General features: G+C 58.9%; 20 protein-coding genes. 19 read left to right on the forward strand and 1 reads right to left on the reverse strand.

Translation table 11 applies throughout. The annotated features are described in order from the left end of the window. Positions 1-179: 179 nt before the first annotated feature. The 18 genes from rpsP to parE all read left to right on the forward strand — a co-directional run bounded on the left by rpsP (position 180) and on the right by parE (position 16,604). Positions 180-431, forward strand: coding sequence for a 30S ribosomal protein S16 (gene rpsP, locus CLV44_RS11740; protein ID WP_106592308.1), 252 nt, complete (start codon positions 180-182; stop codon positions 429-431). A gap of 21 nt (positions 432-452) precedes the next feature. Beyond that, positions 453-986 (forward strand): ribosome maturation factor RimM, encoded by a 534-nt coding sequence (gene rimM, locus CLV44_RS11745; protein ID WP_425436440.1) that lies wholly within the window; start codon positions 453-455, stop codon positions 984-986. Positions 987-989: 3 nt separating this feature from the next. Beyond that, complete coding sequence (trmD, locus tag CLV44_RS11750; RefSeq protein ID WP_106592310.1) at positions 990-1,748, forward strand: tRNA (guanosine(37)-N1)-methyltransferase TrmD; 759 nt, start codon at positions 990-992, stop codon at positions 1,746-1,748. A 9-nt stretch (positions 1,749-1,757) separates the two neighbouring features. Then, on the forward strand, positions 1,758-2,114 hold the full coding sequence (gene rplS, locus CLV44_RS11755; protein ID WP_106592311.1) for a 50S ribosomal protein L19: 357 nt from the start codon (positions 1,758-1,760) through the stop codon (positions 2,112-2,114). Between the two features lie 140 nt (positions 2,115-2,254). After that, positions 2,255-3,655 (forward strand): hypothetical protein, encoded by a 1,401-nt coding sequence (locus tag CLV44_RS11760; RefSeq protein ID WP_146140002.1) that lies wholly within the window; start codon positions 2,255-2,257, stop codon positions 3,653-3,655. Beyond that, positions 3,652-4,581 (forward strand): site-specific tyrosine recombinase XerD, encoded by a 930-nt coding sequence (gene xerD, locus CLV44_RS11765; protein WP_106592313.1) that lies wholly within the window; start codon positions 3,652-3,654, stop codon positions 4,579-4,581. Before CLV44_RS11760 ends, xerD begins: the two co-directional genes overlap by 4 nt. Positions 4,582-4,642: 61 nt before the next feature. Then, a complete protein-coding gene (locus CLV44_RS11770) occupies positions 4,643-5,377 on the forward strand; it encodes a DsbC family protein (RefSeq protein ID WP_106592314.1) in 735 nt (244 codons plus the stop codon). Between the two features lie 139 nt (positions 5,378-5,516). After that, on the forward strand, positions 5,517-6,818 hold the full coding sequence (locus CLV44_RS11775; RefSeq protein WP_106592315.1) for a homoserine dehydrogenase: 1,302 nt from the start codon (positions 5,517-5,519) through the stop codon (positions 6,816-6,818). 10 nt (positions 6,819-6,828) lie between these two features. Next, the gene (gene thrC, locus CLV44_RS11780; RefSeq protein WP_106592316.1) at positions 6,829-8,223 is read left to right on the forward strand and encodes a threonine synthase; all 1,395 of its coding nucleotides are present in this window, start codon (positions 6,829-6,831) and stop codon (positions 8,221-8,223) included. 105 nt (positions 8,224-8,328) lie between these two features. Continuing rightward, positions 8,329-10,062 carry a single-stranded-DNA-specific exonuclease RecJ gene (gene recJ / locus CLV44_RS11785; protein ID WP_106592317.1) on the forward strand — a complete coding sequence of 578 codons (1,734 nt, stop codon included), beginning with the start codon at positions 8,329-8,331 and terminating at the stop codon, positions 10,060-10,062. 105 nt (positions 10,063-10,167) lie between these two features. Continuing rightward, positions 10,168-10,347, forward strand: coding sequence for a hypothetical protein (locus CLV44_RS11790; RefSeq protein ID WP_106592318.1), 180 nt, complete (start codon positions 10,168-10,170; stop codon positions 10,345-10,347). Positions 10,348-10,356: 9 nt separating this feature from the next. Further along, positions 10,357-11,202: a deoxyribonuclease IV gene (nfo, locus tag CLV44_RS11795; RefSeq protein ID WP_106592319.1), complete on the forward strand. Its 846-nt coding sequence runs from the start codon at positions 10,357-10,359 to the stop codon at positions 11,200-11,202. A gap of 76 nt (positions 11,203-11,278) precedes the next feature. Then, on the forward strand, positions 11,279-12,151 hold the full coding sequence (locus tag CLV44_RS11800) for an EAL domain-containing protein (RefSeq protein WP_106592320.1): 873 nt from the start codon (positions 11,279-11,281) through the stop codon (positions 12,149-12,151). A 74-nt stretch (positions 12,152-12,225) separates the two neighbouring features. After that, entirely contained in the window at positions 12,226-12,858 is a 633-nt protein-coding gene (locus CLV44_RS11805) for an NUDIX domain-containing protein (protein ID WP_106592321.1), read from the forward strand. Continuing rightward, positions 12,848-13,291, forward strand: a complete 444-nt coding sequence (locus CLV44_RS11810) for a DUF1249 domain-containing protein (RefSeq protein ID WP_106592322.1) — start codon at positions 12,848-12,850, stop codon at positions 13,289-13,291. Before CLV44_RS11805 ends, CLV44_RS11810 begins: the two co-directional genes overlap by 11 nt. After that, positions 13,288-14,079: a metallophosphoesterase gene (locus CLV44_RS11815; protein WP_170069331.1), complete on the forward strand. Its 792-nt coding sequence runs from the start codon at positions 13,288-13,290 to the stop codon at positions 14,077-14,079. Before CLV44_RS11810 ends, CLV44_RS11815 begins: the two co-directional genes overlap by 4 nt. After that, positions 14,072-14,695, forward strand: coding sequence for a YqiA/YcfP family alpha/beta fold hydrolase (locus CLV44_RS11820; protein ID WP_106592324.1), 624 nt, complete (start codon positions 14,072-14,074; stop codon positions 14,693-14,695). The genes CLV44_RS11815 and CLV44_RS11820 overlap by 8 nt, the downstream gene beginning before the upstream one ends. A 13-nt stretch (positions 14,696-14,708) precedes the next feature. Further along, positions 14,709-16,604: a DNA topoisomerase IV subunit B gene (parE, locus tag CLV44_RS11825; protein ID WP_106592325.1), complete on the forward strand. Its 1,896-nt coding sequence runs from the start codon at positions 14,709-14,711 to the stop codon at positions 16,602-16,604. A gap of 69 nt (positions 16,605-16,673) precedes the next feature. Here the strand turns inward: parE and CLV44_RS11830 are convergent, their stop codons facing one another. Beyond that, positions 16,674-18,770, reverse strand: a complete 2,097-nt coding sequence (locus CLV44_RS11830; protein WP_106592326.1) for a hypothetical protein — start codon at positions 18,768-18,770, stop codon at positions 16,674-16,676. 136 nt (positions 18,771-18,906) lie between these two features. On the opposite strand from CLV44_RS11830, the gene CLV44_RS11835 reads away from it, so the two are divergent. After that, positions 18,907-20,580 (forward strand): L,D-transpeptidase family protein, encoded by a 1,674-nt coding sequence (locus tag CLV44_RS11835; protein ID WP_106592327.1) that lies wholly within the window; start codon positions 18,907-18,909, stop codon positions 20,578-20,580. Positions 20,581-20,615: the final 35 nt, after the last annotated feature.

Here is a 20,615-nt window from a genome sequence, read left to right on the forward strand (position 1 = left end):
GTCGGGTTCGACTGTCTAAAAACTGAGCTTTTAGCTTTCAACGGGCGGTGGTTTCACGTAAAATTGCCGCCCTGTTTGATTTGGCCTTTGTTTGCCTGGGCAGTGTAGCCGGGGAAACGAAGAAACAAGAACGATGGGCGATCCTAAAACCCATCCAGCGAAATAAAGGGGTCCAGCGCATGGTCACTATTCGTTTGTCTCGTGGTGGCGCTAAAAAGCGTCCGTTTTATCACATCACCGTAGCTGATTCACGCAACGCGCGTGATGGCCGCTTTATCGAGCGGATCGGTTTCTTCAACCCGGTTGCACGTGGTCAGGAAGAGCGCCTGCGCGTTAACCTGGAACGTGTAGAGTACTGGGTTGGCAAGGGTGCTCAGACATCTGAGCGTGTTGCTCAGCTGCTGAAAGACGCACGCAAAGCAGCAGTATAAGGTCGGATACAGGTCGTGTCAGTGAACAGTGAACAACCAGAGCAATACGTAGTCCTGGGGCGTTTCACCTCTCCCTATGGCGTCAAGGGCTGGATCAAGGTCCATTCCTATACTGACCCTATGGAGAACATGCTGAACTACAGCCCGTGGCTGGTGGAGTCTGACGGGCAGAAAGTGCCGGTCAAACTGGAAGCTGGCAAGCGCCACGGGAAAGGCCTGGTCGCCAAATTGGCCGGTGTGAATACTCCGGAAGAGGCCAGACTCTGGCATGGGCGCGAAATTGTCGTGCCGAAGTCAGAACTGCCTGACCTGGAGACCGGTGAGTATTACTGGAGCCAGCTGGAAAACCTGTTGGTTTACACCGAATCCGGCGTGTTGCTGGGTCGGGTAAGCCACCTGATGGAAACCGGTTCGAATGATGTTCTGGTGGTCAAAGGTAATGCCGAGAGTCTCGATCGCAATGAGCGGTTGATTCCATGGCTGCCCGATCAGGTGGTTAAAGAAATTGATCTTGATGCAGGCACGATGCGGGTCGATTGGGACCCGGATTTCTGAGTGATGTGGTTCGGGATTGTCAGTCTGTTTCCGGAAATGTTCGAAGCGGTTACCCGCTACGGCGTGACGGGACGGGCAGTGCGCAATGGTCTGGTCGAAGTGGAATGCTGGAGTCCCCGTGACTTCACCCACGATCGACATCGTACCGTGGATGATCGCCCTTATGGCGGTGGCCCCGGTATGTTGATGAAAGTACAGCCATTGCGTGATGCGATTCAGGCAGCGAAAGCTGCGGCCGGGGCCGATGCCCGGGTCATTTACCTGTCACCTCAGGGACGTCGTCTGGATCAGGCTGGTGTAAGTGAACTGGCAGCCTGCGACAAGCTGATTCTCGTAGCCGGACGTTATGAAGGTATCGACGAGCGTCTGTTGCACAGCGAGATCGACGAGGAATGGTCTCTCGGAGACTTTGTCCTCAGCGGCGGCGAGCTGCCGGCGATGGTGATGGTGGATGCGGTGTCTCGAATGATTCCGGGCGTGCTCGGACATCAGGACTCGGCAACCGAGGATTCCTTCTTTGAAGGGCTTCTGGACTGCCCTCACTACACCCGGCCTGAAGAACTGGAGGGTCAGCGGGTACCTGCGGTGTTGCTCAGTGGCAACCATGCAGAGATCAAGCGCTGGCGCATGCAGCAACAGTTGGGTCGGACCTGGGAACGGCGTCCTGACCTGCTGGACAAGATCGAATTGAGCCCGGAACAGCAGACGTTGTTAAGCGAATATATCCGCACGGCCCAAGGGGCTGGCGGTAGCAATATTTAGGAGCGAGCAATGAGCAACAATAGCCTGATTATTCAGCAGATCGAAGCTGAACAGATGAGCAAAGAAATCCCGGCTTTTGCACCGGGTGATACCGTAGTCGTACAGGTACGCGTAGTAGAAGGCGCTCGTAGCCGTCTGCAGGCGTTCGAAGGCGTCGTACTGGGCAAGCGTAACCGCGGCCTGAACTCTGCTTTCACCGTACGTAAAATCTCTCACGGTGTAGGCGTTGAGCGTACTTTCCAGACCTTCAGCCCGACTGTTGAACAGATCGAAGTGAAGCGTCGCGGTGACGTACGTCAGGCGAAACTGTACTACCTGCGTGAGCGTAGCGGTAAATCTGCACGTATCAAGGAAAAGCTGGGCTGAGGTTTACCTCACTCATCGATCCGAAAAAAAGGCAGCCTTTATGGCTGCCTTTTTTGTTGATCTGGATGCTCGCCATTTCGGGGCATAGCTTCTAGAATCGTGTGTTCTGAATAGCAACTGAATGGATGGCGGGGTGTTGCATGCGCAGGCTGGGGACATGGCTTGGAGCGGGGGTGCTGGTTGCGGCTGCGGTGTATGGCACCTACTGGTATCAGGTTAAGAATAAAGTGGATGAGCTTGCGGAGCAGCTCGCGCCGTTTGCCGATGTTCAATACGGCACCATTTATGCGCACCCGAATGGCACGGTCGGTGTCAATGCGTTAAGCATTACCCCGCTGGCCATGCATGCGCCGATCAGCATCAGTCAGGTACGCATACGTGCTGGTACACCGTTTGACCTGTTGCTGGGCAGTGATGAGCCCCCCGAAGAGCTGTTCGTGACGCTGGCGGGTGTAGAGCAGAGCATGGAGTCGGCGTTTTTCCACGAGCTGCAAAAGCAGATGGACCTGGTGCGTGAGGCCAACCCTCTGTACATCAGTCCGGCTGCGCTAGGCTGTGGCAATATCCGTCAGTTTGATGTCAACGCCGTGCGCATGATGGGATATCGTGATCTGGAGATGGATGTTGAGCTGCACTATCGCGGCGATGACGTTGCGCGCAAGATCACTTTTGAGGCCATGGTAGATGTGCGCAACATGGGCGAAACGCGGATGAAAATGGCGTTCAGTGCCGACCCTCGGCAGTTGAAGAACCCACTGATGGCGACAGGCAGTGCACGCCTGGATGCCTTCGAGGTTGACTATCGGGATACCGGATACAACCAGCGTCTGACCAGCCTGTGTGCACGTGAAGCCGAAATGCAGCCAGCGACCTATCGCCGTCATCATCATGAGCTGTTTGCGCGCTGGGTTGAGGTCAACGGTATCGAATTGCCCGACGCCTGGATGGCGGCCTATGCCGATTTGCAGCAGAATGGTGCCCGGATGTCGCTTGCACTTACGCCGATTGGCGGCTTTGGTTCGGCCGAAATGATGGTGATGTCGGACGATCCGCGTTATCTGATCGAGAAGCTTAATCCGAGTGTGACCATCAATGATACGGCGCTTGATCTGAACGGCGTGCAGTGGAATGAATTGCTGGTTCAGGTTGCCCAGGCAGGCAGTGGTACGCGGGTGGCCCGTGAACGTCAGCCGGTACCTGTAGTTGATGAAGTGGTAGCCGAAGAGGTCGTTGAAGCGGTGGTGGATGCTGACGCGAGTGCAGTCACAGTCACTGAGCCGGTAGAGACTGCTGCACCGGTGACGAAGATCACGCGAGTGGCAAAACCCCGAGCCAAAAGCTTCCAGGAGACGCCGGTGGCCAAACTGGGCGGCCACGTCGGTGCGCATGTCAGAATTTTCACCTACTTCGGCAATGATGTTGAAGGTCGTCTGGTGGCAGTCGACGCGGACGGGATTCGGGTGGAGCAGCGGCTGGCTCAGGGCATGGCCGAATACCCGCTTGAATATGCCCGGATTCAACAGGTCGAGGTCTATCGTTGAATCAGGATCAGCGGCGCTCGGCGGTATTGCCTTGCGCCGAGGATGTTGAACAGATCGAAGCCTGGATTAATGTGCTCTGGTTGGAAAAGGGGCTCAGCGATAACTCGCTGGCCTCCTACCGGCGTGACTTGCGCCAGTATGCCGTCTGGTTGAATGCTCGCCAGCATTGCCTGCGTGAGGCGGGCCGTAACCCGCTGCAGCAGTACCTCAACTGGCGCCTTGAGCAGCAGCTCAAGAGCAGCTCCACATCGCGTTTGTTGTCCTGTTTGCGCGGTTTTTACCGTTTCCTGTTGCGTGAAGGCCAGATCAGTATCGATCCGACGCTGAATCTGGATAACCCCCGTACGTCTCGGCCGTTGCCCAAGACCCTGACCGAGGAGGACGTTGAAGCCCTGCTGGCTGCGCCGGACACTGGTGAGCGTCTCGGCTTGCGTGATCGCACCATGCTGGAACTGCTCTACGCCACCGGACTCAGGGTCAGTGAGCTGATCGGTCTGCAGCTGGAACAGATCAATCAGCGCCTTGGCGTCATCCGCGTTGTGGGCAAGGGTGACAAGGAGCGCTTGGTGCCGGTGGGGGATGAAGCGCTACGCTGGGTGAAAAACTACCTGGCGACGGGGCGCCCGGCACTGGTGCGGGATATTCGTGAGGAAGCGCTTTTCCTCAGCCAGCGCGGGCAGATGATGACGCGGCAGACTTTCTGGTACCGGGTTAAACGCTATGCGTTGGAAAGCGGGATCGACAAGCCGCTGTCACCGCACGTGTTGCGCCATGCGTTTGCGACGCATCTGCTCAACCATGGTGCAGATTTGCGTGTGGTGCAGATGTTGCTGGGCCACAGTGATCTATCGACCACGCAGATCTATACCCATGTGGCCAGCCACCGGTTGCAGTCGTTGCATCAGGAACACCATCCGCGTGGCTAGGAACTAAACCGGCCTGTTATGATCACAGGCGTATAACCCGAATTTATTATCGAGGCTCCTCATGAGATCTACCACTCTGACATCGGCGATGATGCTGGTCCTGACAGGTTCTGTTTGGGCAGCAGATACGGCTGAAGATAATATCCGCCAGCAACTGGGTCAGGTTGATAGCCGACTGCAGGTAAAAAGTGTCGAACCGGCACCGGTAGCAGGCCTGTACGAGGTCGTACTCAGCAGCGGCGAGACCTTGTATGCCGATATGAAGGGCGAGTACCTGCTGGCGGGGCAGCTGTTTCGGGTCGATACCGAACAGGGGCTGGTCAACCTGACCGAAGAAAAACGTAACCTGGCCCGCCAGAGCGCTATCGAGTCACTGGATGCAGCGGATATGGTGGTGTACGCCCCGCAGGGCGAAGTGAAAGCGACGTTGCATGTGTTTACCGATGTCGACTGCCCGTATTGTCACAAGCTGCATGAAGAGGTGCCAGCGCTGAATAAAATGGGCGTGCAGGTGAACTATCTTGCCTTCCCGCGCGGTGGCCCCGGATCTGCGGCACACAACAAGATGCAAACCATCTGGTGCGCCACGGATGATGAGCGCCGGGCGCGTATGGATGCCGCCAAATCGGGTGAGCGTCTGTCGGCCGAGACCTGCGACAACCCGGTGCTGGACCAGTACATGCTGGGGCAGAAGCTGGGCGTGACTGGTACGCCGGCACTGATTCTGGACGATGGCACTCTGCTGCCGGGCTACATGCCTGCAGCGCGTTTGCAGCAGATACTGAAGCTTAATTGATCAACTGATCCGGCGTTATCAGCGATCACAGAGGCGGGCATACATAGAGTATGACCCGCCTTTTCGCTATACTGGAGCCCATTTTTTGACCGCCACGAGGCGGTGACTGATCTGACGGAACAATCTGCGAGGTGTTGGCTTGAAACCTGTAAAAGTAGGGATCTGTGGTCTGGGTACTGTCGGTGGCGGTACATTCAATGTCTTGACGCGAAATGCAGAGGAAATTTCCCGGCGCGCCGGGCGTCATATCGTGATTGAACAGATCGGGATGCGCAGTGATAATCCGACCTGTGATCTCAGCGGCATGCAGACAACCACGGATATCTTCGAGGTAGCAACCAATCCCGAAATCGATATCGTTGTTGAACTGATCGGCGGTTACGAAACCGCACGTGATCTGGTGATGACCGCAATCGAGAACGGCAAGCATGTTGTCACTGCCAACAAGGCGCTGATCGCCGTGCACGGTAACGAAATTTTTGAAGCGGCGCAGAACAAGAACGTGATGGTTGCGTTCGAAGCCTCCGTTGCCGGTGGCATTCCGATTATCAAGGCGATCCGTGAAGGGCTGGCGGCTAACCAGATTAACTGGCTGGCGGGCATCATCAACGGTACCGGCAACTTCATCATGACCGAGATGCGTGAGAAGGGCCGCGAGTTTGCTGATGTATTGCAGGAAGCTCAGGCACTGGGCTATGCCGAAGCGGATCCGACCTTTGACGTTGAAGGCATCGATGCGGCGCACAAGCTGACCATCCTGTCGTCACTGGCATTCGGTATTCCGTTGCAGTTCAACAAGGCCTACACCGAAGGCATCAGCCGGATCACCCCGCAGGACATTCGCTATGCCGAAGAACTCGGCTACCGCGTCAAGCATCTGGGTATTACCCGCCGTACCGACAAGGGTATCGAGCTGCGTGTACACCCGACGCTGATCCCGAAAGATGTGCTGCTGGCCAACGTCAACGGTGTAATGAATGCAATCCTGGTGGATGGCGATGCGGTTGGCCAGACCCTGTACTACGGACCGGGTGCCGGTGCCGAAGCGACAGCTTCATCGGTTGTGGCTGACATCGTTGATGTGGTGCGCACGCTGACCGCCGACCGTGACAACCGTGTTCCGCACCTGGCGTTCCAGCCGTCGGCGCTGTCCGATGCGCCGGTATTGCCGGTCGAAGCCACCACCAGTGCCTATTACCTGCGTCTGCAGGCGGTGGAACGTCCGGGTGTGCTGGCGTATGTCACCCGTATCCTGGGTGAGAAAGGAATCAATATCGAAGCGATCATCCAGAAACAGACCACCGAAGCGCAGGTGCCGGTCATCATGCTGACCCAGCGTGTCGAAGAACGGATGATGAACGAAGCGATCCGCGAGATCGAGGCGCTGCCGGATATCCTCGGCGAAATCGTCCGTATCCGCGTTGAATTGCTGGCAGACTGAGGACTGATTGATGAACTACATTTCTACCCGTGGCCAGGCGCCAAAACTGAACTTCGCCGAAGTGCTGCTGGCGGGTATGGCCAATGATGGCGGCCTGTATGTACCGGAACAGCTGCCCACGTTCAGCCGTGACGAGATCGCTTCCTGGGCTGGCCTGTCCTATGCCGAACTCGCCTTCAAGGTGATTCGGCCCTTCATCGGCGATTGCATCAGCGAAGCCGACCTGAAACGCATGATCGACGAGACCTACGCCGGTTTCAACCACAGCGCGGTCGCCCCGCTGAAAGAGCTGGGCACCAACGAGTGGGTACTGGAACTGTTCCACGGCCCGACACTGGCGTTCAAGGATTTCGCGCTGCAGTTGCTGGGCCGACTGATGGATCATGTACTGGCCGAACGCGGCGAGCGTCTGGTGATCATGGGCGCTACCTCCGGTGATACCGGTTCTGCCGCCATTGAAGGCTGCCGTCATTCCGAGCATCTGGATATCTTTATCCTGCACCCGTACAACCGCGTGTCTGAAGTACAGCGTCGCCAGATGACCACCATCAAGGCTGACAACGTGTTCAACATCGCGCTGGAAGGCAACTTCGATGACTGCCAGGAGATGGTCAAGGACAGCTTCGCGGATCAGAGCTTCCTCGGTGGCCTGAAACTGGGCGCGGTGAACTCGATCAACTGGGCGCGCATCATGTCCCAGATCGTCTACTACTTCTCGGCCGCACTGGCTGTAGGTGGTCCGCACCGTCCGGTGTCGTTCTCGGTTCCGACCGGCAACTTCGGCGACATCTTCGCCGGCTATCTGGCCAAGCAGATGGGGCTGCCGATCGAACAACTGGTGGTGGCCACCAACCGCAACGACATTCTGCACCGCGTCATCAGCGGCAACGACATGTCCAAGGGTACGCTGGAACACACACTGTCACCGTCAATGGATATCATGGTCAGCTCCAACTTCGAGCGCCTGCTGTTTGACGTCTACGACCGTGACGGTGCCGCTATTGCCGATCTGATGCGCCGGTTCAAGACCGAATCCGTGCAGCTGGATGGCGCGCGCTGGGACAAGGTGCGCGAGCTGTTCGACAGCCTTGCGGTGGATGACGAGACCACCTGTCAGGTGATCAGGGACGTGCATGCCGAAACCGGTTACCTGCTCGACCCGCACACCGCGATCGGTGTTCAGGCCGCGCGCGAGTGCTGGCGCGACAAGGCGGTGCCGATGATCACGCTGGCAACGGCACATCCGGTCAAGTTCCCGGAACCGGTGATCAAGGCCGGTCTGGAAGCACCGCAGCTGCCGGCGCACATGGCTGACCTGTTCGAGCGTGAAGAACGCATGCAGGTGTTGCCGAACGCGTTGTCTGAAGTACAGAGCTATATCGCCACCAACGCCCATCGCGGCTGAGGTATTACGGCCTGAGGCCGTGCGGGCAGGACCGTTGCTGACGGCCTGCCCGCCCTGATCGTTCGATTACCCCCCTTCTCGTAGTGACCTGCCGGACTGTCTAGCATGAGTGTATCCGATCCGATCATTGAACAGCGGCCGTTGCTGGTCGACCCCGCACATCCCGCGCTCAGCGCCCTTGATCCCGTACTGGCGCGGATTTATGCCGCCCGTGGAATCGACGACCCCGTCCAGCTGGGGCGGCGGCTGCAGGAACTGCTGCCGGACAGCCAGATGCTGGGGATCGAGGCCGCCGTGGCCCGCCTGCTGGTGGCTTTCGAGCAACAGCAGTCCATTCTGATCGTCGGTGACTTTGACTGTGATGGTGCCACCAGCACCGCCGTGGCGATGCTGGGGCTGCGCATGCTTGGTGCGGGGACGGTGGATTACCTGGTGCCGAACCGTTTTGAATACGGCTATGGCCTCAGCCCGGAAATTGTCGACGTGGCCGCGACGGCGTCGCCGGACCTGCTGATCACAGTGGATAACGGCATTTCCAGTATCGACGGTGTGGAGCGGGCCAATGCGCGCGGCATCGACGTCATCGTGACAGACCATCACCTGGCGGGCGACGCGCTGCCGGCGGCGTGCGCCATCGTCAATCCGAACCAGCCGGGATGTGATTTCATCGCCAAATCCACCTGCGGTGTCGGCGTGATCTTCTATGTGCTGATTGCGTTGCGCCGTGCCTTGCAGGCGCGTGGCTGGTTCAAGGCCCAGCCGCCCAACCTGGCCAATCTGCTGGACCTGGTGGCATTGGGTACCGTCGCCGATGTGGTGCCGCTGGAACGCAACAACCGCGCACTGGTGTGGCAGGGGATGCAACGTATTCGTGCCGGTCAGGCGCGGCCGGGGCTGCTGGCTCTGATCGAAGTGGCAGGGCGGCGGCGGGAGCAGCTGGTGGCCAGTGATCTGGGCTTCGCCATTGCACCTCGGCTCAATGCGGCCGGACGGCTGGAGGACATGTCGATCGGTATCGAGTGTCTGCTGGAGGATGATTACGAGCGTGCATTGGAGATGGCGCGTTCGCTGGATGACCTGAACAAGGAGCGGCGCGGTATCGAGCAGGAGATGCAGCAACAGGCACTGGAACTGCTTGGTCAGCTCAGCCTTAACGACCGTGAACTGCCATTCGGCCTGTGCCTGTACGACGAAGCCTGGCATCAGGGCGTGATCGGCATATTGGCATCGCGTATCAAGGAGCGGGTCCACCGTCCGGTGATTGCGTTTGCGCCGGGCGATGCGGGCGAGATCAAGGGCTCGGCGCGTTCCATCAGCGGGTTCCATATCCGTGATGGTCTGGATGCGGTGGCGGCAAAACATCCGGGGCTGCTGAAAAAGTTCGGTGGTCATGCCATGGCGGCCGGGCTGACGCTGGCGGCGGATCAGCTGGACCGTTTCCGTGATGCCTTCGACGCCGAAGTGCGCCGTCAGTTGCAGCCGGAGCAGTTGCAGTGGCGGGTACAGACCGACGGTGAACTGCCGGAACATGCGCTGAACATGGCGTTGGCGGAAGAGCTGCGCAATGCCGGTCCCTGGGGACATCAATTCCCGGAGCCGTTGTTCGAAGGTCGCTTCCACCTGTTGCAACAGCGTATCGTCGGTCAGCGCCATCTCAAACTGGTGGTGATGCCGGAAGGCGGCACGCTGGCGCTGGATGCCATTGCCTTCAACGTGGACACCCTGGTCTGGCCCGACGAATCGGTACAGCGGGTACGTCTGGTCTACCGGTTGGACATAAACGAATTCCGTGGTCAGCGCACGTTGCAGCTGATGGTGGACTGGATCGGCGTCGATTAGGTTATGCTCCGATGCCGCTGTTGCGACGGCGGCCGATAGGCTAGGATACGCCCCCTTTGAATAGACCCATAGAATGGCCAGCCTGTTATTGGCCGAGGAGCACCCATGCACGAACTCACCCTGGACGAACTGACCGCGCTGTTGAACGTATTTGGACGTGCCGGCGATAGCCAGGATGCCGTTGAATCTGACCTGCTGATCCGTCTCAAGGCGGCACACGCCGAACGCAGCGAGCTGGAAAGTCTGGATTTTGACGACTGCCTGGGCGGTGCCTGCAAGCTGTAAGAGGTTTTCATGTACTACATTGGAGCACATGTCAGTGCGGCAGGCGGGGTGGAAAACGCCCCTCTGAATGCGGCCAAACTGGGCGCTAACGCCTTTGCCCTGTTCACCAAGAACCAGCGCCGCTGGGATGCCAAGCCGTTGACCAGCAAAAGCATCAAGGCATTCAAGGCCAACTGTGAACGGCTGGGATTTTCGGCCGATCAGATCCTGCCCCACGACAGCTACCTGATCAATCTGGGGCATCCGGAAGCCGAGGCGCTGGAGAAATCCCGCGTGGCCTTTATTGACGAGATGCAGCGTTGTGAACAGCTGGGCCTGAAGCTGCTTAATTTCCACCCTGGCAGCCATCTGCGCAAGGTGGATGAAGCGACCTGCCTGGCGACTATCGCCGAGTCGATCAATCTGGCCCTGGCCGAGACCGATAGCGTGGTGGCGGTGATCGAAAATACCGCCGGACAAGGCTCCAATTTGGGCTGCCGCTTTGAACAGCTGGCGGCGATCATCGACGGCGTGGACGACAAGTCCCGAGTCGGTGTCTGTCTGGATACCTGCCATACGTTTGCCTCCGGTTACGACCTGCGTACCCCTGAAGCCTGTGAGCAGACCTTTGCCGAATTCGAGCGCGTTGTCGGTTTCGAGTACCTGCGCGGCATGCACCTGAACGATTCCAAAGGAGCGCTGGAGAGCCGCATCGACCGCCACCACAGCCTGGGGCAGGGCGAGATCGGCTGGGCACCCTTTGAGTACATCATGCAGGACAGCCGTTTCGAGGGGATTCCGCTGGTACTGGAGACCATCGAGCCGGAGATCTGGGCCGATGAAATTCAGCATCTGCGTGCATTCGCGGCTGCTTGAGTTCCCCTGTACTGTCATCCCGGCGTCATCAAGATGACATAGACTGCTCCGGTTTAAGGCAAACCGGTGAATAAGGATGCAGTACAGGCCTTCGCAACATTATGCAGCGCAGCAGGCGGTTGAGCGCCAGACGCTGGAGCGGATTCTTACGCAGCGGCAGCTGGTTCCGCATTTTCAGCCCATCATGGATCTGCGTAACGGCACTCTGATCGGTTACGAGGCCTTGATCCGTGGCCCTGCAGGCAGCCTGCTGCAGTCGCCGGCGGCACTGTTCGGCGCGGCGATCCGCCAGGAGCGTCAGCTGGAGCTGGAACTGCTGTGTCGCACGCTGTCGCTGCAGCAGTTCGCGGCTCTGCCGGCCGGCAGCACCCTGTTTCTTAACGTGACCGCATCGCTGCTCAGTTCACCGGATCATCAACGCGGTTTCACCGCTGACCTGCTGCAACAGCTGGGCATACCGGTGGAAAATATCGTCATTGAGTTGTCCGAGCAGCATCCTTTCGACCAGCATGGATTGACACGGGCAGCGGTGGACCACTACCGCAGCATGGGTTTTCGCATCGCTATCGATGACCTGGGCACCGGCTATTCCGGCCTGAAACTCTGGTCGGAATTGCAGCCGGAGTTCGTCAAAATCGACCGACACTTCATTCACGGCATCAGCAATGACCCGGTCAAGCGCGAGTTTGTGCGTTCGATCAGTCAGATCGGGCGCAGCCTCGGTTGTCACGTTCTGGCCGAAGGGATCGAACAGCTGGATGAGCTGCGAACCCTGCAAACCATGGATATCGAGCTGGGCCAGGGCTATCTGCTGGGCCGTCCCGAGGCTCGGCCTGCACCGCTGTTGAGCCCGCGGCAGATACGACCGGCCTTGCATCTGCGTTCGGGTCGGGCTGCTCGTCGTGCGTTGGCGGCACTGCTGCCCGGCACTCAGGGTTACAGTCGCTGACATCCCCCGCATTGGGGTCTATCCTCGGCAATGGTATAGTCGCGTTTTGATTCAAGCGTGCCGAGGTTTGCCCCATGTCGACTGTCTGGAATCCTGTTTTCGATCAGCGTGATGTGCGCCTGGAACAGGATGAACCCCTGTATCAGGGCTTCTTCCGCCTGCACCGGCTGACGTTGAGCCACCCCCGTTTTGAAGGCGGACGGGTACATATTCAGCGTGAAATTCTGGACCGTGGAGAAGCGGTCTGTGTGCTACTGTACGATCCGGTGGCAGATACCGTGGTGTTGGTGGAACAGTTCCGCGCGGGTGCGCTGGGCAAAGTCGAAAGTCCCTGGTTGCTGGAGCTGGTGGCCGGTATTGTCGAGCCGGGTGAATCCGCCGAGGAAGTCGCGCGCCGCGAAAGTATCGAGGAAGCAGGGGTGGAACTTGGTCCGGTTTTCCCGATCACCGGTTACCTGCCCAGCCCCGGTGGTTGTGACGAGTGGATCGAGCTGGTGTGCGCACTGGTCGATTCCCGCCATGCCGAAGGCGTACACGGCCTCGACAGCGAAGGTGAAGATATCAAGGTACACGTGATCGCGGCCCAGGATGCCTTTGCTCTGGTGCGCGACAATCGGCTGCGAAATGCGGCGGCGATCATCGGCCTGCAATGGCTGGAACTCAACCATGGACGGCTGCAACAGATGCGGATGTCCGATGAAACGTAAATATATTCCCGACCTGAAACGGCAGATGGCGCAGGGTGAGGCCAACTACATGCGCCTGCTGAAGCTGCTGCCGGACCTTGACCACTGTGATCAGCGCGAATTTCAGGTCGAGGTCGACAGCCTGCGGGTGCGGGTGCGGCTGACGGTGGATGAACGCTTCACCTATACCACCAGCGTGGTGGTATCCCAGCAGTACGAAAACGCCTCTGCCTGGCTTGAATCACCCCAGCTGGTGGTGCGCATGTACCATGATGCACGGGTGGCCGAAGTGATCTGTACCCGCCAGCGTCGCCAGCTGGCGGGGGTCTATCCCTATCCCAATGCACACATGCGCCAGCCGGACGAAAAGGCGCAGCTGAACGTGTTTCTGGGGGAGTGGCTCAGCCACTGTCTGGCGCACGGCCAGATGCTGGAAGAGGTGTTTGCCGAGTGAGCCTGCGCATTCTGCAGCTGAGCGACTGCCATCTGCCGGCCGAGGCGGGCACCCTGTTTCGTGGGCGTGATGCCGATCGAACGCTGGCGCAACTGGTTGCGCAGCTGGCCACGTTGCCCCCGTTCGACCATATTCTGCTGACCGGCGATCTGGTACATCATGGTGGTCCCGAGGCCTATGCCCGTCTGTTGTCGATCATCGCGCCGCTGGCCGGTGAATGCCACTGGCTGCCGGGCAATCATGATCAGATCAGTGCCATGCAGATGGCTGACGCTGAGGGCCGTCTGGGTCGCAAGCGGATCGATACCGAACACTGGACACTGTTGCAGCTGGATACCACGGCAGCCCCTGACGGGCGTGGCAGTGGCTCGCTGGCCGTGACGGAACTGGACTGGTTGCAGCAGATGCTGGCCGGACTGCAGCACCGTCCGGTACTGCTGGCGCTGCACCACAACCCGGTCCCCACCAACAGTGCGTGGCAGGATGAGATCCGTCTGGCCAATCCGGCGGCGCTTGCAGCACTGCTTCAGGATGCGCCCCAGGTAAAGGGTTTGATCTGTGGGCATCTGCATCAGTCACAGGTACTGACCTTCGCCGGTCGTCCGCTCTGGTGTGCGCCGTCGACCGTGATCCAGTTCGCTGCAGGTTGTGAACACTTTACCCTGGAAACCGAACCCGAGTTATCCACACCCGGCTGTCGCTGGTACGAACTGCATGACGACGGCCGTATCCAGGCGCACCTGTTGCGTTTATCCACAGCTGCCGCGGAGAGCATCACCCATGTCTGATCCTGTCATTATCTATGTGCACGGTTTCAACAGTTCTCCCCAGTCGTGGAAAGCACGCCGGCTGCAGGCGGTGATGGTGGCACAGGGGCGTGCGCAGCAGTTGCGGACACCAGCGCTGTCGCACTGGCCGCAGCGAGCCGTTGAGCAGTTGCAGGCAGAGATCGATGCCGCCGAGGGGCCGGTGACGCTGGTGGGCAGCTCGTTGGGTGGCTACTACAGCACCTGGCTGGTGGAACATAATCCCGGTGTCCGTGCGGTACTGGTCAATCCGGCGGTCTATCCCTACCGCCTGCTGGAGGACTGGCTGGGCAACAACGCCAATCTGTACACCGAGGAACGCTACGAGCTGACCACCACACATCTGGCCCAGCTCAAGGCGCTGGATTGTCCACAGCTGCAGGACCCTTCGCGTTATCTGCTGCTGGTACAGACCGCCGATGAAACGCTCGATTACCGCGAAGCGGTGGATAAATATGCTGCCTGTGTACAGTTTGTACAGCCGGGCGGCAGTCATGGATTTGAACAGTTCGAGGCGCTGATTCCGGCGGTGCAGGCATTTGCCGAAGGCAGAATCGATCTGCCTGCACCGACGCCGCTGCCCGACGCCTCTCTCTGAACAGGAAAACCCGATGTCGAAGCAATATAACGCCGAAGCGATAGAAGTTCTCAGTGGTCTGGACCCGGTGCGCCGTCGTCCCGGCATGTATACCGAGACTGATCGCCCCAACCATATGGCGCAGGAAGTCATCGACAACTCGGTCGATGAAGCCCTGGCCGGGCACGCCCGCCAGATCGAAGTGACGTTGCATGATGACGGCTCGCTGAGCGTAGCCGATGACGGTCGCGGCATGCCGGTGGATATCCACCCGGAGGAGGGCGTCAGCGGGGTTGAATTGATCCTGACCAAACTGCATGCGGGCGGCAAGTTCAACAACGACAACTACAACTACTCCGGTGGTCTGCACGGGGTCGGGGTGTCGGTGGTCAACGCCCTGTCCAAGCTGCTAAACGTCGAGATCAAGCGTGATGGTCAGGTCTACCGCATCGGTTTTGCCGATGGCGACAAGGTTTCTGAACTGGAAGTGGTCGGCACCTGTGGCAAGCGTAATACCGGTACCAGCCTGCGCTTCCTGCCCGACCCCAAATACTTCGATACGGTCAAGTTCAGTGTCACCAAACTGAAGCACAACCTGCGTGCCAAGGCGGTGCTTTGTCCCGGCCTCAAGGTGATTTTCACCGACCTGAGCAGCGGCAAGAAAGAGCAGGAGGAGTGGTACTACGAGGATGGTCTGGTGGCCTATCTGCGCGGCACCACACAGGTATACGAAACGCTGCCGGAGGAACCCTTTACCGGCAGCCTGAAAGGCGACGAAGATGCGGTCGAGTGGGCGATACAGTGGTTGGCCGATGGCGGTGAAGTGACCGCCGAAAGCTACGTTAACCTGATCCCAACCGCGCAGGGCGGCACCCATGTCAATGGCATGCGTACCGGCCTGCTCGATGCCATGCGCGAGTTCTGCGAGTTCCGCAACCTGATGCCGCGCGGGGTCAAGCTCAGCCCTGATGATATCTGGGACCGCTGCTGCTATATCCTGTCAGCGAAGATGCGTGATCCCCAGTTTGCCGGTCAGACCAAAGAACGGCTGTCGTCACGCCAGATTGCCGCGTTCATCTCCGGTGCGATCAAGGATGCCTTTTCCCTTTGGCTCAACCGCCATGTGGAAGAGGGCGAGAAACTGGCTGAGCTGGTGATCGCCAGTGCCCAGCGGCGCATGCGGGCCGGGCGCAAGGTAGTACGCAAGAAAGTGACCCAGGGACCGGCACTGCCAGGTAAATTGGCGGACTGTTCCGGTGCCGATACCGACCGCTCGGAGCTGTTCCTGGTGGAAGGGGATTCAGCCGGGGGGTCAGCGAAGCAGGCGCGTAACCGTGAATTCCAGGCGATCATGCCGCTGCGAGGCAAGATCCTTAACTCCTGGGAAGTCGATTCGGCCGAGGTGCTGGCGTCACAGGAAATTCACGATATTTCAGTTGCGATCGGTGTTGATCCCGGCTCCGACAAGCTTGATGGCCTGCGCTATAACCGCGTGTGCATTCTGGCGGATGCCGACTCGGATGGTCTGCACATTGCCACGTTGTTGTGTGCCTTGTTCGTGCGTCACTTCAAGCCGCTGGTGGCGGCCGGGCATATTTATGTGGCCATGCCGCCGCTGTACCGCATCGACTTCGGCAAGGAAGTCTATTATGCCCTTGATGATGCCGAGAAAGATGGCATTGTCGAGCGCATCCGCGCCGAGCGCAAGAACGCCAAGATCGGAGTGCAGCGCTTCAAGGGACTGGGCGAGATGAACCCGTTGCAGCTGCGCGAGACTACCATGTCGCCGGATACCCGCCGTCTGGTGCAGCTGACGCTGGACGTGGGTGACGATACGCTGGAGATCATGGACATGCTGCTGGCGAAGAAACGCTCGCCTGATCGCAAGCGTTGGCTGGAACAGAAGGGTAACCTGGCTGAGGTGATCTGACGCCAGGCAGGCAAAAGGTGGATACAAAAACGCCGGGCAATAGCCCGGCGTTTGCGTCTGTGTCAGCCGTTACGAACGGGGCACGTAATGCAGCAGGCTTGAGCCCTGCTCAGTGGTGAAGATGCAGCGGAAACCTTCTTCTGCCGGCACCAGCACACACTCACCGTTGAAGGTGTCAGCAGCGGCCCATTCATCATCACAGCTGTCGCGGCTTTCGGACTTGGCTGCGGTGAGGTTGAACAGGTTGCCTTCCTGGCTCCAGGTATACTCGGTGCGGTAAAGGTCGCAGCCATCAGAACTGAAGGTATAGCTGCCGGTATTGTCGGCGCGGATCTCTTCTACCCCCAGCGCTTCGCCATCGGTACAGTCATAGCTCTGGTCGTACAGCGTATATTTGCCCACCGGGTTGATAACCTTGGTGTCAGTGCTGTTCAGGTTCATATTGATGTCGGTACTGATACCCTGATCAATCACATCCAGCGTGTAATCGACATCGGCACCCTGAGTACGCAGCATGTGCGACAACTGGGCCTGAGCCACGCAACCGCTGTCAGCAATACCGGTATCCATTTCGCGGGCAATCGACGGCGGGATGGCATCGATCAGGTCGGCGAAGCGGCTGTAGTTGACGGCGACGCGGGTCAGACCGTTGGCATCCAGGGATTCATCCTTCAACGCATCGACGGCTTTCTGCGCGTGCTCACCGGAAAACGCAACCAGATGATTGCCCTGTACACCGGCCTTGAGGCTCATGCCCGGTGCGATGAAGGACAGGTCTACATCGGTGAGCGTGCCGTCGGTCGGGATCTGTACCTGACGTCCAAGCGGCGACATGGCCATCATGCCCAGCAGCGGTTGCGGGTTGTTGGTCGCGATGCTGAACAGGAAGTCATAGCGGGAAGGCATCTGGGTATCGGCATCAATGGCGATGTCATACAGCGAGAAGCCAACACCCTTGGTGCCCTGTACCATGCCGGTGACCATACCCATCATGGCCGGGTTGGCCTGACTGATTTTGCGCTGCAGCTCGCGCAGTTCACGGCAGCCGGATTCAGTGGCCGTTGCCTGCTGCAGCAGCGTGGTCGCGGCCGGAACCAGGTTGTCGATATTGAGACCGGCGCCGAAGCCAATGATCTGATTATCACTGTTGCGGGTGTGGTTCGGGATATGGCCGCGCAGCGAGGCCAGAGTGGTGACCACTTCGGCATTCTTGATTTCCAGCACCGAACGGCTGTTCATGGATATGGCTTTGCCGCTGCTCTGGGCGGTATTGCCGGCCACCAGACGCGGCACTTGGCTGATCAGTCCCAGTACTTCACTGCGGCAGGTTGCATCCATCCGCTCGGCAGGCATGCGCTCATCTTGAGCCTTGAACAGGGCCGTCAGATCCTGGCCGAAGCTATTGCTTTGCGGAGTCAGGAAACCCTGGGCCAGGCGTTCAAAATGTACCAGCGCGAGCATGCCGTCTTCGAACTTGTAAGTCTTTTGCAGCTGTTCCAGTTCGCCGCTGTCAGCCAGAGACTGGGTCGGCTTGGACAGTGCCAGGCGCTGCAGCTGATCGGCTTCCTGATCAAGGAAGTGGAACGCCGTCAGAGTTGCGACGCCATCACGAACGTTAATCGCCAGCTCCAGACGCTTGTCATCTTCAGGCGTCAGGCGCCAGAGCTTGACGGTGGCCTCGCCCACAGTGGCTTCACGTGGCTGCAGGCCACTGTCGGTAGACGCCTTTTCCAGAGCCTGCCAGAAAGCGGCTTCGTTGTTCAGGCCGAAGCGGATCACCGGCACGGCACCGTCCATGTAGATGGCATGCGGGTGGCTCAGGTCGATGCCATAGTATTCGAGCATGTCACCATAGGTGTTGGCGTTGTCGAGAAAATCACCGAAAAACGCGGCAACGAATTGTCCCTGAGGGGTCTGATTGCGGCCGGTGTTCATCATCTCGGCCATCAGCTCTTTGGTCTGGAACTGCGAGCTTGCCATCAGTGGCAGATTACGCATGTATTCGACTTGATCTGCATCGATCTGACCGCCGACATAGAGCACGGTGTCGGCTGGCACATAGGCAGCCAGTGGCTCACCTGCACCGGCTCCGAACCATCCCTGTTGCCATGCCAGTCCAGCGCCTGCAGCAGCAACCAGCACACCCGCACCTATCCACTTTTGCATCCTTCTCTCCATCGTTCTCGGGTTGTTTTCCTGTGGCGAGCGCAGGTACAGCGCTTCGTCCTTTTGTACGGCCAAGAGCATAGCATCAAGTGAAAACGGGCTATAGTGAAGAGCGTGATTAATATGCGGAGGGACTATGTCCCACTCAGCCAGAAGCGTCTACCGATTCGCCCTGCTGCTGGTGCTGTCGGTGGCAGCGCCCTTATCGCAGGCAACCGCTGCGCCGGGACCGCATCTACAGCAATTGCTGGCGGCAGGGCATCGCGGGCAATTGCCGGGTGTCGCCATTGAGCATTGGGCACCGCTCAAGCAGTTGTATGAACAGCGTGGCTGGGCATTGATCTGGTCCGACGCCGAAGGTGCCCCCTATCTTGATCGTCAACAACAGCTGTCAGCATGGATCGCCCTGTCTCATCAGCACGGTCTGGATCCGCGTGCCTACGGTTTCGAGCGCCTGCGGATGCAGCCACAGGCGCTGCAGCTGAGCGGTGAGGCATTGCTCAATGACCTGCTGATGAGTGATGCCTTTATCCAGTTGGCGCTGGATCTGTCCGGCAGTCGGCTTGACCTGCAACGGTATGATCCGCTCTGGCATCTGCCGCCGAAGGTGCTGGACCCGGTCGACCTGCTCCTGACGCTGGATCGGGGGGCCAGTGTGCATCAACTGTTGCAGGGATTGCTGCCACGTAACCCGGAATATAATCGCCTGATGAGTTTGTATGTCGAATTGTCAGAGCGGACTCGGCAGCCGTATATGCCACCGGCGTTGCCCGGTGAATTGTTGCGCGCGGGAGACGTTCATGCCGAGTTGCCATTGTTACGCAACTGGCTGATCCGAGAGGGAGTGCTCAACGCGGCTGACAGCTCCTTCGAGCAGGAAGAGCTGTATACCGAACGGGTGGCAGATGCGGTACGCCAGTATCAGCAGCAGCAGGGGCTGGAGGATGACGGTATCTACGGGCCGGATACCCGTGCGGCCATGCTGCTGAGTCCGGAGCAGAAGCGGCAGCAGGTACGGGTGAACATGGTGCGTTGGCGGGCATTGCCACATGCGTTGGGCAGACGTTACCTGCTGGTGCGTACGGGTTCATTCATGCTGGATCTGGTTGATCGTGGTGAAGTGGTGCAGCGGCACGCCATCATCAGTGGCCGGCCGCAGCGCCCCAGCCACTCGTTCGTGGCCAACATGGATACACTGGTTCTGAACCCGCCATGGACGGTGCCGTTTCGGCTGGCGGTAGAAGATCTGTTACCCAAACAGCAGCAGGATCCGGCGTACTTTGAACGCCTGGGCATAGAAGTGTTGCAACAGCAGCAGGGTGGCTGGCAACCGGTGTCCGCAGCGGCAGTTGACTGGTCATCGTTGTCACAACGCAATTTCCATTATCTGCTCAGGCAACGCCCCGGCCCACATAACAGCCTGGGTCGTATCCGCTTCGGTATGGCTAACCCGTACAGCATTTTCCTCCATGATACGCCGCAGCAGTCGCTGTTTAATGCGCGCGCGCGTGGGTTCAGTTCCGGCTGTATTCGGGTGCGAGCAATCGAACAACTGGCACAGACCCTGCTGGGCGGTGGCGAGACACTGCACGAGGTGTTGGCACAGGAACAGACCCGACATCTGCCTTTGCCCAGACCGGTACCTATCTACCTTGTTTATCTCACGGTATGGGTTGATGAGCTGCAACAGCCGTATTTCCATTCTGACCTGTATGGTCTGGACCGTCGCCTGGCGGATGTACTGGGGCCGCCACCGTCACCGCCCAGTTCTCAGATGATACAAATGGCACAAAGACTGCTTAAAAAGTAGTCAAAACCGCTTCTGATGGGTAGAATTCGGCTCAC

This window comes from Marinobacterium halophilum, assembly GCF_003014615.1.
GTDB classification, from domain to species: Bacteria; Pseudomonadota; Gammaproteobacteria; order Pseudomonadales; family Balneatricaceae; genus Marinobacterium; species Marinobacterium halophilum.

Coding starts and splice junctions, on each gene's coding strand:
- rpsP (WP_106592308.1), top strand. CDS start 180: ATGGTCACTATTCGTTTGTCTCGTGGTGGCGCTAAAAAGCGTCCGTTT.
- trmD (WP_106592310.1), top strand. CDS start 990: ATGTGGTTCGGGATTGTCAGTCTGTTTCCGGAAATGTTCGAAGCGGTT.
- rplS (WP_106592311.1), top strand. CDS start 1,758: ATGAGCAACAATAGCCTGATTATTCAGCAGATCGAAGCTGAACAGATG.
- CLV44_RS11760 (WP_146140002.1), top strand. CDS start 2,255: ATGCGCAGGCTGGGGACATGGCTTGGAGCGGGGGTGCTGGTTGCGGCT.
- CLV44_RS11770 (WP_106592314.1), top strand. CDS start 4,643: ATGAGATCTACCACTCTGACATCGGCGATGATGCTGGTCCTGACAGGT.
- thrC (WP_106592316.1), top strand. CDS start 6,829: ATGAACTACATTTCTACCCGTGGCCAGGCGCCAAAACTGAACTTCGCC.
- recJ (WP_106592317.1), top strand. CDS start 8,329: ATGAGTGTATCCGATCCGATCATTGAACAGCGGCCGTTGCTGGTCGAC.
- CLV44_RS11790 (WP_106592318.1), top strand. CDS start 10,168: ATGCACGAACTCACCCTGGACGAACTGACCGCGCTGTTGAACGTATTT.
- nfo (WP_106592319.1), top strand. CDS start 10,357: ATGTACTACATTGGAGCACATGTCAGTGCGGCAGGCGGGGTGGAAAAC.
- CLV44_RS11800 (WP_106592320.1), top strand. CDS start 11,279: ATGCAGTACAGGCCTTCGCAACATTATGCAGCGCAGCAGGCGGTTGAG.
- CLV44_RS11805 (WP_106592321.1), top strand. CDS start 12,226: ATGTCGACTGTCTGGAATCCTGTTTTCGATCAGCGTGATGTGCGCCTG.
- CLV44_RS11810 (WP_106592322.1), top strand. CDS start 12,848: ATGAAACGTAAATATATTCCCGACCTGAAACGGCAGATGGCGCAGGGT.
- CLV44_RS11820 (WP_106592324.1), top strand. CDS start 14,072: ATGTCTGATCCTGTCATTATCTATGTGCACGGTTTCAACAGTTCTCCC.
- parE (WP_106592325.1), top strand. CDS start 14,709: ATGTCGAAGCAATATAACGCCGAAGCGATAGAAGTTCTCAGTGGTCTG.
- CLV44_RS11830 (WP_106592326.1), bottom strand. CDS start 18,770: ATGCAAAAGTGGATAGGTGCGGGTGTGCTGGTTGCTGCTGCAGGCGCT.
- CLV44_RS11835 (WP_106592327.1), top strand. CDS start 18,907: ATGTCCCACTCAGCCAGAAGCGTCTACCGATTCGCCCTGCTGCTGGTG.